Raw genomic sequence first — 13,111 nt, forward strand, 5'->3', positions numbered from 1 at the left:
TCATTCGGCAAACTCGAATAACTGTATCGGCATGCTCCTGTATCGTGAGCAGCTAGTGGGGCGGACGGCGTTTGAGTCGTCGGTGCCAGGCGCACAAGCAGACGACACGGGAACACATGAGCCAATTAACCATCATCCTCTGGATACTCAACGTCATCGTTGATACGTCCGGCCAGTTGGCGTTTAAAGCCGCTGCCTCAGCCAGCGCCGAGCATGACGGCATGGCCCACTGGCGCCATATGCTCAAGCGTCCGTGGATCTGGCTGGGCATCATCTGCTATGTCTTCGAATTCGTGCTGTGGCTGGCCTTCCTGACGCTGGTGCCGTTGTCGGTCGGGGTGATGCTGGGCTCCATCAATATTGTCGTGATCATGATTGCCGGGCGTTTCCTGTTCAAGGAAAGCCTGACCAAATGGCGGTTGATCGGCATCATGCTGATCGCCTGTGGCGTGACCGTCGTGGGGTTTGAGTAATGAAACGGTTTTATATCCTGGGTTTTCTGTCGCTGATCGTTTTCGATACCTTGGCGCAGGTCAGCTTTAAGTTCGCCTCGATTCACGCCGAGCCGCTGACGATGGACGCCGCGTGGCTGATACGCGTGTTCGGCGCGCCGTGGATCTACGGCGCATTTGTTGGCTACATCGGCGCGTTTTTTACCTGGATGACGTTGCTGAAATACGCGCCGGTCGGCCCTGCATTTGCGGCGTCACACCTGGAGCTGATCAGCGTGACGCTGATCTCCGTCTGGCTGTTCAACGACACCTTGACCCTGCCTAAAATCGTCGGTGGCGCGCTGATTATCGCGGGCATCCTGTGCCTGGCGCGCAGCGAAGACAAAGAGAGCAAGACCGTCGAGGCCGAGCCCTCGCAGACGCTGGCGTCATGACCTGCGTTGCCGGCCGGGAGATTCCGCCAACAGCGGGCCTTCCCCTGCGCTGGCGGGATTTGTTCAACCTCTCGGGCGACCTGGCCCGCTCGCTGGCCCAGCAACTCGATATCCCGCTGCCGGCCCTGCCCTGTTCCGGCAGTGCCGCCCTGATCATGGCGCTGCGGGTGTTGCAGCAACGAAGTCCTGGGCGCACCGAGCTTATCGTGCCGGCTTACACCTGCCCGCTGGTGGCCCTGGCTGCCCATCACTGCCCGCCTCTACGGGTGGTGCCGTGCGATTTACAGCCCGGCAGTATTGACCTGGACGAGCAACAGCTGGCGCAGCTGTGCAACGAAAACACCTTGGCGATCGTCGTCACCCACCTGGCCGGGCGTGTGGCGGATGTGGATGCCGCCAAGCGCATTGCCGAGCCGCTTGGCGTGGCGATCATCGAAGATGCCGCCCAAGCCATGGGCGCGCTGGATGACGGAAAAAGCGTCGGGCTCAAAGGCGACATCGGCTTTTTCAGCATGGCGCTGGGCAAAGGCCTGACGACGGCCGAAGGCGGCGTGTTATTCAGCCGGGACCCGGCGCTGCATCAGGCATTGCACCAGCAATGCCGGCAGGACTTGCCGTTCAGCCTGCGCTGGGAAGTGCAACGCAGCGCCGAGCTGTGGGGCTATGCCGCGGCGTATCAGCCCCGCGGGCTCAAGTACGTGTACGGTAAGCCGCTGCGGGCGGCGCTGGCGCGGGGCGATGAAGTGGCGGCGGTCGGCGACGATTTTTGCGTCAACGATATTCCGTTGCACCGTCTGGGCGGCTATCGCCAAAAAGTAGGTGCTGCAGCGCTGACACGCCTGCCCGAACATTTGCACCAAGGGCGCCTGCGGGCGTTGCGCCGCGTGTCGTTGCTCAACAGCTTGCCCGGCGTCTCGGTGTTGACCGACGGCCCGGGCCAGCAAGGCACCTGGCCGTTCCTGATGGTGGTGATGCCCAGCGCACAAACCCGCGATACCGCCATGGCGCAGCTGTGGACATCGGGCCTGGGCGTCACCCGCCTGTTCATCCACGTATTGCCGGGCTACCCGGCACTCACTCCGCTCTTACAGCAAGGCGTCGCTACCCCGCGTGCGCAATGCTTCGCCGCCCAAACCCTGTCGATCAGCAACAGCCACTGGCTGACGGACGAACTGTTCGAGCAAGTGCTGGATCATCTACGGCGAATTCTTAAACGCTAGCCCAGCTCTGATCGATGCGGGTCAACAAGCGCGCATTCAACTCATTCTGCTGCTGCTGCCAGATGACCACCTGGTTCTCCGGCAACGCTTCCTGGCCATCCGATGCGCTCAGCCAACGCTTGAACTTGCTCTGGTAGTGATAAGCCGAGACGTCGCCGGTAATGTCCGCGCCAATGATGCTGCCGTGGCATGCATCGATCAGCTGATTCAAATGCGTCTCCAGAAACTCGCCCTGGTCCCAGTTGGTATTCACCACCTGCGGGCTCAGCACGTCTTTGTCGATGGAGAGATACACCGGCAACGACCGGTCGAGCTGCGCCAGGAACGCGCTCATCAGCTCGTCCGCGTTGGCGAATGCACGATTGCTGCGGCCTGCGCCGATCCACTTCAACCAGCGGGTATCGACGTTGGTGTTCCAGTAGGTCAGCTTGCGTTTCACCAACGGCGACCAGTGATTCTCCCAGGCGTGCTTGAGGGAAATGTCCGGCGAGCCAATGCCCAGCACATGCACATGCTCGACCTGCGGCAAACGGCTGGCCCAGTAGACCCAGGACCCACAATGGATACCAAACGGATAGCGCATGTTGTCCGGGTGGTTATCGCAGATGATCAGTTGGATTTTTTGCTGGGTGGGGAGGCGATTCAACAGCAACTGGCTGAGATGGTGATAGTCGCCGCTGCCGGTGAACACACAGCCGTAGTCACTGGGCATCTGTGTTTGCAGCGCACGTTCCAGCTCCTTGAACTGCGCCCAGCGGCAACCGAACCGGATCTTCTCCTGCCAGGCTTGCAGCGGCAGGGTAATGGCGCCGGGAATGTTATTCACGGCCCCGTCAAAATCGAGGATCAATGCGGGACGGGCCTGGCTCATGCGGTTTGCTCCTGCTGCCACTGCATATCGCTTTCAAAATGGTGACGGAAACGGTTCAACACTTTGCGCAGCAGCGGGTTTCTCACCCAGACCAGATGGCGGGTAAACGTGAACTTGGCGCCGAGGCTGGACTTGACCTGTGGGTCGGTCCAACCCGCGACATAAAACTGCAGGCCCTTTTCCAGGGCGAACTCCAGGTTCACAAACCAGCTGACGAAGTACAGGTTGTGCTCCAGTGCCAGCGGGTAGTTCAGGCCGATGTACTTGTCGAGCAACTTGCCGTCTTGCTGATAGCACAGGTTATAGCCAACCAGCTCGTCCTCGTCCCAGTAACAGAACACATGCCCGCCGCTGTCGGCATCAGTGAGCAACTGGATGAAGAAGTCGGGCGTGAGCAAGTCGAAGTGGATTTCGCTCTGTGCGTACACCGCCTTGTACAGCCGATACAGTTCCTGCTGCCATTGCTCATCGCTGAAGCGGGCATCGCCGGTGCCCAGGATCTCGATGCGCAGCTCATCACGGCTGCGTAGCTTGCGGCGGATATTACGGCGACGGCTGTGGGACAACCGCGACAGATACTCGTCCGTCGAGCTGAAGTCGATCGGTACATAGGCCAGCGCCTGGCCCTCCACACTGATGAAGCCACGCTGGGTGCAGGCCTCGATCAACGCGTGTGCGTAGCGATTGTCCTCGACGCTGAGCAGCGGAGAATCCAGCGGCACATCTTTGACGATGGTGAGTTTGCGTTGCGGCGCACACTCCTGTTGCAGCCATTGCGCCATGTCCTGTGGCGGTACGCTCAGCGGAAACGGCGAATACTCGCTGACCGTGGTGCCGACAAAACAGGTGTCGACTTGCAGCCACGACTGCCACAGACGGTACCCCGGCCAACTGCGCAGGCGGGCACGCAGCTCATCGTCGGCGGTGGTTTGCAAGTCGAACCGGGTGAAAAAGTACGGCAGTCCCTGTGCTGACAGCTGGGCGTTGAAGCCCACCGGCGGGTATCGCAAAAAGTGCCTGATCAGCGATGGCGTTTCCATGCAGCAGGCATAAGGCACCTGTGCACGGCTGGGATCTGTCATAAATTGCATTCCGAAAGTGATAGCAAAGGCGCGCCCGGATGACGGGGTGAATCATCGCGCCGCTGGTTTCATGTAACAGAGTAAACATAATACTCCGCCCACCCGCGGCCCACTTCAGAACCCCGACTTCATGCAGCTCAGGTTCAGGGAGCACGAACCCGAGAGCATTTTCCGCAGCGCTCGCCAAACCCACTAAACTGCCCGAATCTTCACGGCGACCGACTAATAAGGGACACCCCATGAAACGCATCCTGACCGCGCTGGCCATCCTGCTCGTAGCCCTTATGGTTGGCGCCGGCTGGTACGTGTACAGCAAGCAGCCGACCCGCCAGGGCACGGTGGAGCTGGCCCACCTGCAAGGCTCGGTCACCGTGCGTTACGACGACCGAGGCGTGCCGCATATCCGCGCCGAGAATGAGACCGACCTGTACCGCGCCCTCGGCTACGTGCATGCCCAGGACCGGTTGTTCCAGATGGAGATCATGCGGCGCCTGTCCCGTGGCGAGCTGGCCGAGGTGCTGGGGCCCAAGTTGCTGGAAACCGACAAACTGTTCCGCAGCCTACGCATTCGCGAGCGTGCCTTGAGCTACGTCGAACACATGGACCATGAGTCTGCATCCTGGAAGGCCCTGCAAGCCTACCTGGACGGGGTCAACCAGTATCAGGACAGCCACGCCAAACCCATGGAGTTCGACGTACTGGGCATCCCCAAGCGTCCGTTTACCGCCGAAGACACCATCAGCGTCGCCGGCTACCTGGCCTACAGCTTTGCCGCCGCCTTCCGTACCGAACCCTTGCTGACCTACGTCCGCGATCAACTGGGCAACGATTACCTGAAGGTCTTCGACCTCGACTGGCAGCCCAAGGGCGCACTGAACCTGGCAGCCGGTGACTGGAAAGACCTCGGCGCCATCGCCCAACTGAGCGAACAGGCCATGGCCGACAACGGCCTGCCGCAGTTCGAAGGCAGCAACGCCTGGGCCATCAGCGGCAGCCGCACCAAAAGCGGCAAACCGTTGCTGGCGGGTGACCCGCATATCCGCTTCTCGGTGCCATCGGTGTGGTACGAGGCGCAGCTGTCAGCGCCGGGTTTCGAGCTTTACGGTTATCACAACGCGCTGGTGCCGGTGGCGTTCCTGGGCCACAACAAGGATTTCGGCTGGAGCCTGACCATGTTCCAGAACGATGACCTCGACCTGATCGCCGAGAAGGTCAATCCGGACAACCCCAACCAGGTCTGGTACCACGACAAGTGGGTGGACATGACCAGCAGCGAGCAACAGATCGTGGTCAAGGGCCAGGACCCGGTGACGCTGACCCTGCGCACCTCGCCCCACGGCCCGATCATCAACGACGTGCTCGGCGAAAACGCCGGCAAGACGCCGATTGCCATGTGGTGGGCGTTCCTCAACACCGAAAACCCGATCCTCGACGGTTTCTACCAGCTCAACCGTGCCGACACGCTGGCCAAGGCCCGTGCGGCGGCGGCCAAGGTCCAGGCGCCTGGCTTGAATATCGTGTGGGCCAATGCCAAAGGCGATATCGGCTGGTGGGCAGCGGCGCAACTGCCGATCCGCCCGGCCGGGGTCAACCCGGGCTTTATCCTCGACGGCAGCACCGCCCAGGCGGACAAGCTCGGCTTCTACCCGTTCAGCGCCAACCCCCAGGAAGAAAATCCGGCCCGCGGTTATGTGGTGTCAGCCAATGCCCAGCCGGCGTCACCCACCGGCATGCCAATCCCTGGCTATTACAACCTGGCGGACCGTGGCCAGCAGTTGAATGCCCAGTTGAGCGACAACAGCGTGAAATGGGATGTGGACAACAGCCAGGCCTTGCAGCTCGGCACCACCACCGCCTACGGCCCACGGCTGCTGGCACCGCTGCTGCCGGTGCTGCGTGAGGTGGTCAAGGACCCGGCGCAGTTGAAACTGGTGGAGCAATTGGCAACGTGGAAAGGCGATTACCCGCTGGATTCCACCAGTGCCACGCTGTTCAACCAGTTCCTGTTCAACCTCACCGACGCCGCGTTCCACCCAAAGCTGGGCGATGCGATGTTCAAGACCTTGCTCACCACTCGAGTGGTGGATGCGGCCTTACCGCGCCTGACCGCTTCAGCGGATTCGCCTTGGTGGGACGGCCACCGCGCCGAGACCGTCAAGCTCGCCTGGGACAACAGCCTGCAACACCTCAAGGCGACCTTCGGCGACGACCCGTCGCAGTGGCAATGGGGAAAGGCCCACACCCTGACCCACGGCCATCCGCTGGGCTCGCAGAAGCCGTTGGACAAGATCGTCAACGTCGGCCCGTTTGCCGCTCCCGGTACTCATGAAGTGCCTAACAACCAATCCGCACAGATCGGCCCGGCGCCGTGGCCGGTGACGTATGGTCCATCGACCCGGCGCCTGATCGACTTCGCCGATGCGGCGCATGCGCTGACCATCAACCCGGTCGGGCAAAGTGGCGTGCCGTTCGACAAGCACTACTCCGACCAGGCGGAAACCTATATCGAAGGCGGGTATGAGCAGGCGCACTTCAATGATGAGGAAGTGACGGCGAATACCCGTAGTACGCTCAAGCTGTTGCCGGCCCGCACACCGCAATAACTGAAGAAACAGAAGACCCAATGTGGGAGCGGCCTTGCTCGCGAATGCGGTGGATCAGTCAATACATCTGGTGACTGACACTCCGCTTTCGCGAGCAAGCCCGCTCCCACATTTTGATCTGCGTTGTTGCGTCTACCGTGCTCGCAGCCGCCCCGGCGCTTCACCGTAGGTCTCCTTGAATTTCTTGCTGAACGCCGCCTGAGACTGATACCCCGCCTGGGCGGCAATATCCGTCAGGCTCAGCCGCGACTGCTGCAGCAGGTTGAACGCCAGCTCCATGCGCAACTGCGTCAGCAACACCCACGGCGACACGCCGGCCACTTTGACAAACCCACGCATGAAGGTCGCCCGGGACATCGACGCGGCGCTGGCCAGGCTGTCGATGGTCCACTCATGCCCGGGGTCCGCCAGCATCGCCTGCCAGGCCTTGCCCAGGCGTTTGTCGGTCAACAAGGCAAAGGTGCCCGCCACCGGCGCTTGCTGCGTCAGCCACGCCCGCAGGATCAAGGTGAACAACGCCGACGACAGTGCATCGATAAAGAAGCGCGCCCCCAATCGCTGCCCGTCCGCCTCGCTGCGCAGCAAGGCAATCAGCGCAGCCAGTTGCCCATCGGCCTGCCACTGCCGACTCGACACCACCAGATAGTCCGGCAACGCACTGAACAACAACGACTGACGGTTATAGCGAAAGCTGCCGCAAAGCATGTCCACGTCCGGCTGCTCACTGCCCAGGCGATGGATCGGCAACAGGCCGCCCTCGATCACGGTCTGCGCCACCGGCTTCACCCGCACGCCCTGGCTGCGCACCAGGTGCGTCGCGCCACCGGGCATCAACAGGATATCGCCCTCCTCCAGCGTCACCTGCTGCCCACCGGACAATTCGGCGCGGCAGGTGCCCGCCAGCACAATGTGATACGGCGCCACGCCCAGCGGCTCGGGCTCGTGGTCCATGGCCCAGGCGCCCTGGAACTGGCAACGCAAGTCCAGGCTGCCCCGCAGGTTAGCCAACGCAATCAAGGTGTCGATGGAGTTCATTTGCGAGCATCGGTCAAAAAGATGAGCGGATTGAACAATACCGCCAAACCGGAACGGCCCAGACTGGTTTCACACCCAACCTGTTCAGGAGTTAACGCGATGTTCAATAACTGGTCCGACTTGCTGCCTACCGTGAAGAAAGCCTTTGGCGCACTGGGCAAGAGCAACCCGAAGATGGTCAAAGCCTACATGGCGCTGGGGGAAGCTGCCGAGGAAAACAACGTCCTGGATGCCAAGACCCGTGAGCTGATTTCCATCGCCGTGGCCATCACCACGCGCTGCGACGGCTGCATCGGCGTGCATGCCGACGCGGCGATCAAGGCCGGCGCTACCCGCGAAGAAGTGGCGGCGACCCTGGCCACGGCGATTTCGCTGAATGCCGGTGCGGCGTATATCTACTCGCTGCGTGCCCTGGAAGCCTACGACACGCTCAAACCGGCGCCGCAAAGTTAAGCCGGAATTGTTGCGGCGTCACGCCCAGCCGGCGGTTGAACACACTGCGCATGTGCTGGGCGTCGCGAAAGCCGCATTGATACGCCACGGTCTTGAGCGGTGCGTGGGTGCTTTCCAGCATCACCCGCGCCGCGTCCACCCGCGCCCGCTCGACAAACTCGGCCGGGGTGATCTGCGCTTCCCGGGCGAATACCCGCGAGAAGTTGCGTGCACTCATGTTGGCGGCTTTGGCCAGGTCGGCGATGGTCAAGTCGCCTGTCAGGTTGGCCAAAACGTAGAGCTGCACCAGCGCCACCGCCGAGGTGGATTCGGCGTGGGGTGTCAGAAACGGGCTGAACTGCGACTGCCCGCCTGAACGCTGGGTAAACACCACCAGACGCTTGGCCACGCTGAGGGCGACTTCCGGGCCGTGGTCCTGGGCCAGCAGGTACAGCGACAGGTCGATGCCCGCCGTCACCCCGGCGGAGGTGTAGAGGTTGCCGTCCTGCACGTAGAGGCGGTCGGCTTCGACCTGGGCCGATGGGCACAAACTGGCCAGACCGGCCGCGTCGCCCCAGTGGGTGGTGACGGTGCGGCCGTCCAGCAGACCGGCACGGGCGAGCATGAAGGCGCCGTTGCAGATGGAGCCGAAACGTTTGGCTCGCGCGCTGGCATCACGCAGCCATTGATTGAACACCGAGCCGAAATCCTCGAAAAGCAGCTGCGGCCCGCCGGCCATCAATAGCAAATCGTAGGGCTCGACGGCTTCGCTGAAATGCCGGTGCGCCTGCAACGACAAGCCGTTGGAACAGGCCATGTTGCCGTGGCTCAGGCCAATCACTTCCAACTGGTAATGCTCCTCGGGCGGCAGAAAACGGTTGGCCTCGCAAAACACATCCAGGGGGCCGGTCACGTCCAGTGACTGGACGCCGGGGAAGATCAGGATGGCGACGGTTTTGCCCATGAGCAGGAACACCTTTTTCTAACTGATTAAATGCAAAACCCCTGTGGGAGCTGGCTTGCCTGCGATACAAGCGACTCGGTCCATCAGGTATACCGAGGTGATGCTATCGCAGGCAAGCCAGCTCCTACAGTTGATTGCGCATAGCCTTGGCGCGATATCGCGGCACATTGGCCGGGATCACTCCCTCACCACGGTAGCCCCCTAGCGGGCGCACGACCAGACTGGACTCATCGGCGCCAACCCGGCGCTTTCTTGAGGACAACGACCATGAGCACCACCATCGCCGGCATCAAGATCCCGGACAGCGCCCTGGCCAAGGCCACTACTGAATACATCCGCGACATCGAATCCGACCTGCTTTACCACCACTCCCGCCGCGTGTTCCTGTTCGGCGCCTTGAGCGGTGAGCGCCAGCAATTGGCTTATAACCCGGAGCTGCTGTACGTCGGCGCCATGTTCCACGACCTGGGCCTGGTGGAAGGTCACCGCAGTGATGACGAACGCTTTGAAGTGGACGGCGCCAATGCAGCAGCGGATTTCCTCAAGCCTTACGGGCTGAGCGATGACGACATCGAGCAGGTGTGGTTGTCGATTGCCCTGCACACCACCCCGGGCGTGCCCAAGCATTTGCGTCCGACTGTGGCGCTGGTGACGGCTGGCGTGGAAATGGACGTGCTGGGGATGGAGTACGCGGCGTTTACCAGCGTGCAGCGCGAAGCGGTGGTGCATGCGCATCCACGGGGTGAAGGGTTCAAGGAGTGCATCATCTGCGCGTTTGCCGACGGCTTGCGCCATCGTCCGCAGACCACGTTCGGCAACGTGAAGACCGATGTGTTGGTGGATCAGGAGCCTGGGTTCAAGCCGATGAACTTTGTCGAGGTGATTCGCAAGTCGCCTTGGAACGCATAGCTGACTTGAAATGCAATCAACTGTGGGAGCGGGCTTGCTCGCGAAGGCAGTGGATCAGTCAATACATCCGGTGACTGACACTGCGCTTTCGCGAGCAAGCCCGCTCCCACATTTTTGATCCGGTTTCTTCAGGGCTACCTGATTAGACCGGTGCCGGTGCGCGACGCGAATCCGCCGGCTTCTCCCAACCATCCGCAGCCGCTTCTTCAATCGCCTGCTGGATCGCTTTCTTGCGCATCTCTTCCGCACGACGGCTGAAGAACCACACCAGGAACGTCACGATCGACACCGCCAGCAGAATCAAACTGGCCACGGCGTTGATCTCGGGTTTAACCCCCAGTCGCACCGCCGAGAACACTTCCATCGGCAACGTGGTCGAACCCGGCCCCGACACAAAGCTGGCCAGTACCAGGTCATCCAGCGACAGCGCGAACGACATCATGCCGCCCGCCGCCAGCGACGGCGCGATCATCGGGATGGTGATCAGGAAGAACACCTTCCACGGCCGCGCACCCAGGTCCATCGCCGCCTCTTCAATCGACAGGTCCAGCTCACGCAAGCGCGCCGACACCACCACCGCCACATACGCCGAACAGAACGTGGTGTGGGCGATCCAGATGGTCACCAGGCCACGTTCCTGCGGCCAGCCGATCATCTGCGCCATGGCCACGAACAGCAGCAGCAGCGACAGACCGGTGATCACTTCCGGCATCACCAGCGGTGCCGTCACCAGGCCGCCAAACAGCGTTCGGCCCTTGAACTGGCTGATACGCGTCAGCACGAACGCCGCCAACGTACCCAGCGCCACCGCGGCAATCGCCGTGTAGCAGGCGATTTCCAGGGAGCGACCGACCGAGCCCATCAACTGCGTGTTGTCCAACAGGCCGACGTACCACTTGATCGACCAACCGCCCCACACCGTCACCAGTTTGGATTCGTTGAACGAGTAGATCACCAGGATCAGCATCGGCAGGTAGATGAACAGCAACCCCGCCACCAGCATGAAGCTTGAGAAACTGACGCGCTTCATATCTTGCCCTCCATCTCTTTGGCTTGGCTGCGGTTGAACAGAATGATCGGCACGATCAGGATCGCCAGCATCACGACCGCCAAGGCAGACGCCACCGGCCAGTCACGGTTGTTGAAGAACTCTTGCCACAACACTTTACCGATCATCAGGGTTTCCGGGCCGCCCAGCAGTTCCGGGATCACGAACTCGCCCACCACCGGGATAAACACCAGCATGCAGCCGGCGATGATGCCGTTCTTGGACAGCGGCACGGTGATTTTCCAGAAGCTGTTGAAGGTGCTCGAACCCAGGTCCGATGCGGCTTCCAGCAGGCTCTGGTCGTGCTTCACCAGGTTGGCGTACAGCGGCAGGATCATGAACGGCAGGTACGAATAGACCACGCCGATATACACCGCGATGTTGGTGTTGAGGATCTGCAGCGGTTCGTTGATCAGCCCGATGGACATCAGGAAGCCGTTGAGCAAACCGTTGTTGCTGAGGATGCCCATCCACGCATAGACGCGGATCAGGATCGCCGTCCAGGTCGGCATCATGATCAGCAGCACCAGTACGGTCTGGATTTCCTTGCGCGCGCTGGCAATGGCGTAGGCCATCGGGTAGCCGATCAGCAGGCAGAGGATGGTGCTGAAAAACGCCATCTTCAGCGAGCCCAGGTACGCGGCGATGTACAACTCATCGTCGCCGAGCATCGCGTAGTTGCCCAGGTTGAGCACCAATTGCAGCTTTTGCTCAACAAAGGTGTAGATCTCGGTGTAAGGCGGGATCGCCACGTCGGCTTCGGCAAAGCTGATCTTCAAGACGATGAAGAACGGCAGCGCGAAAAACAGGAACAGCCAGAGGAAAGGGATCCCGATGACCACATGCCGGCCACCGGGGGTTATTCGTTGCAGCTGGCGTTTGAACTTCTTCATGTTCATGAGCGAAGTACCACGCCGCTGTCGTCTTCCCACCACACGTACACCTGGTCGCCCCAGGTTGGGCGCTGGCCACGGCGCTCGGCGTTGGCCACGAAGGATTGCACCAGCTTGCCGCTCGGCAATTCGACGTAGAACACCGAGTGGCCGCCGAGGTAGGCGATGTCGTGCACCTTGCCGCTGGACCAGTTGTGCTCGCAGGTCGGCATTTCGCTGGTCACCAGCAGCTTTTCAGGGCGGATGGCGTAGGTCACCGACTTGTCTTCCACCGAGGTGGCGATGCCGTGGCCGACGTAGATGTTGCGGTCAAGGTCCGGGCACTTGAGTACCGCATGGCCTTCGGCGTCGTCCACCACCTGGGTTTCGAAGATGTTGACGTTGCCGATGAACTCGCACACCAGGCGGCTGGTGGGTGTTTCATAGATGTCGATCGGGCTGCCGATCTGGGCAATCCAGCCCAGGTGCATGATCGCGATGCGCTCGGCCATGGTCATGGCCTCTTCCTGGTCGTGGGTCACCATCACGCAGGTCACGCCTACGCGCTCGATGATCTCAACCAGTTCCAGCTGCATCTGCGAACGCAGCTTCTTGTCCAGTGCGCCCATCGGCTCATCGAGCAGCAGCAGTTTCGGACGTTTGGCCAGGGAACGCGCCAGTGCCACCCGCTGGCGTTGACCGCCAGACAGTTGATGCGGCTTGCGCTTGGCGTACTGGCTCATCTGTACCAGCTTGAGCATCTCGGCCACGCGGGCGTCGACTTCCGACTTGGGAATCTTGTCCTGTTGCAGGCCAAACGCGATGTTCTGGGCCACGGTCATGTGGGGGAACAAAGCATAGGACTGGAACATCATGTTGATCGGCCGCTCGTACGGCGGCATGTCGGTGATGTCCACACCGTCGAGGTAAATGCGTCCTTCCGTTGGGCGCTCGAAGCCTGCGAGCATGCGCAGCAAGGTGGATTTGCCCGAACCCGATCCGCCGAGCAAGGCGAAGATTTCGCCTTTCTTGATTTCCAGGGACACATCGTCCACCGCAATCGTCTCGTCGAACTTCTTCGTGACCCGGTCGATTTTGACCAGCACCTTTTTAGGTGTCTGGTCGCCCTCGAGGGCTTTCTTATAGGCGCCGGAGGCAACTGCCATTTACGAAACTCCCAGAAAAAAAG

At 61.3% G+C, this 13,111-nt stretch carries 13 protein-coding genes; 6 read left to right on the top strand and 7 right to left on the bottom strand.

Annotated features, from left to right (window positions below):
* Window positions 1-116: 116 nt before the first annotated feature.
* Genes AU074_RS00385 through AU074_RS00395 form a run of 3 tightly spaced genes read left to right on the top strand, consistent with a single transcriptional unit; the run spans window position 117 to window position 2,106 of the window.
* Entirely contained in the window at window positions 117-473 is a 357-nt protein-coding gene (locus AU074_RS00385; RefSeq protein WP_076013043.1) for an EamA family transporter, read from the top strand.
* A complete protein-coding gene (locus AU074_RS00390; RefSeq protein WP_076013044.1) occupies window positions 473-886 on the top strand; it encodes a multidrug efflux SMR transporter in 414 nt (137 codons plus the stop codon). Before AU074_RS00385 ends, AU074_RS00390 begins: the two co-directional genes overlap by 1 nt.
* Window positions 883-2,106: a DegT/DnrJ/EryC1/StrS family aminotransferase gene (locus AU074_RS00395; protein ID WP_076013045.1), complete on the top strand. Its 1,224-nt coding sequence runs from the start codon at window positions 883-885 to the stop codon at window positions 2,104-2,106. Before AU074_RS00390 ends, AU074_RS00395 begins: the two co-directional genes overlap by 4 nt.
* Here AU074_RS00395 and AU074_RS00400 read toward each other — a convergent pair.
* Both AU074_RS00400 and AU074_RS00405 read right to left on the bottom strand, forming a co-directional pair.
* Complete coding sequence (locus AU074_RS00400; RefSeq protein WP_076013046.1) at window positions 2,096-2,977, bottom strand: hypothetical protein; 882 nt, start codon at window positions 2,975-2,977, stop codon at window positions 2,096-2,098. The genes AU074_RS00395 and AU074_RS00400 overlap by 11 nt on opposite strands.
* Entirely contained in the window at window positions 2,974-4,059 is a 1,086-nt protein-coding gene (locus AU074_RS00405; protein WP_076013047.1) for a GNAT family N-acetyltransferase, read from the bottom strand. Before AU074_RS00405 ends, AU074_RS00400 begins: the two co-directional genes overlap by 4 nt.
* 239 nt (window positions 4,060-4,298) lie before the next feature.
* On the opposite strand from AU074_RS00405, the gene AU074_RS00410 reads away from it, so the two are divergent.
* The gene (locus AU074_RS00410) at window positions 4,299-6,662 is read left to right on the top strand and encodes a penicillin acylase family protein (protein WP_076013048.1); all 2,364 of its coding nucleotides are present in this window, start codon (window positions 4,299-4,301) and stop codon (window positions 6,660-6,662) included.
* A 132-nt stretch (window positions 6,663-6,794) separates the two neighbouring features.
* Here the strand turns inward: AU074_RS00410 and AU074_RS00415 are convergent, their stop codons facing one another.
* Window positions 6,795-7,697: an AraC family transcriptional regulator gene (locus tag AU074_RS00415; protein ID WP_076013049.1), complete on the bottom strand. Its 903-nt coding sequence runs from the start codon at window positions 7,695-7,697 to the stop codon at window positions 6,795-6,797.
* Between the two features lie 99 nt (window positions 7,698-7,796).
* On the opposite strand from AU074_RS00415, the gene AU074_RS00420 reads away from it, so the two are divergent.
* Window positions 7,797-8,150, top strand: a complete 354-nt coding sequence (locus tag AU074_RS00420) for a carboxymuconolactone decarboxylase family protein (protein ID WP_016973032.1) — start codon at window positions 7,797-7,799, stop codon at window positions 8,148-8,150.
* On the opposite strand, the gene AU074_RS00425 is transcribed toward AU074_RS00420, so the two are convergent.
* Complete coding sequence (locus AU074_RS00425) at window positions 8,128-9,093, bottom strand: GlxA family transcriptional regulator (protein WP_076013050.1); 966 nt, start codon at window positions 9,091-9,093, stop codon at window positions 8,128-8,130. The two genes, AU074_RS00420 and AU074_RS00425, sit on opposite strands and share 23 nt — an antisense overlap.
* Before the next feature lie 267 nt (window positions 9,094-9,360).
* Here AU074_RS00425 and AU074_RS00435 point away from each other — a divergent pair, with 267 nt between their 5' ends.
* Complete coding sequence (locus AU074_RS00435) at window positions 9,361-10,002, top strand: HD domain-containing protein (protein ID WP_076013051.1); 642 nt, start codon at window positions 9,361-9,363, stop codon at window positions 10,000-10,002.
* A 142-nt stretch (window positions 10,003-10,144) separates the two neighbouring features.
* Here the strand turns inward: AU074_RS00435 and AU074_RS00440 are convergent, their stop codons facing one another.
* Genes AU074_RS00440 through AU074_RS00450 form a run of 3 tightly spaced genes read right to left on the bottom strand, consistent with a single transcriptional unit; the run spans window position 10,145 to window position 13,088 of the window.
* Window positions 10,145-11,032: an ABC transporter permease subunit gene (locus AU074_RS00440; protein WP_017476583.1), complete on the bottom strand. Its 888-nt coding sequence runs from the start codon at window positions 11,030-11,032 to the stop codon at window positions 10,145-10,147.
* Complete coding sequence (locus AU074_RS00445) at window positions 11,029-11,949, bottom strand: ABC transporter permease subunit (protein WP_076013052.1); 921 nt, start codon at window positions 11,947-11,949, stop codon at window positions 11,029-11,031. Before AU074_RS00445 ends, AU074_RS00440 begins: the two co-directional genes overlap by 4 nt.
* Complete coding sequence (locus tag AU074_RS00450) at window positions 11,946-13,088, bottom strand: ABC transporter ATP-binding protein (RefSeq protein WP_076013053.1); 1,143 nt, start codon at window positions 13,086-13,088, stop codon at window positions 11,946-11,948. The genes AU074_RS00445 and AU074_RS00450 overlap by 4 nt, the downstream gene beginning before the upstream one ends.
* Window positions 13,089-13,111: the final 23 nt, after the last annotated feature.

This window comes from Pseudomonas sp. ATCC PTA-122608 (assembly GCF_001952855.1).
Lineage (GTDB): Bacteria > Pseudomonadota > Gammaproteobacteria > Pseudomonadales > Pseudomonadaceae > Aquipseudomonas.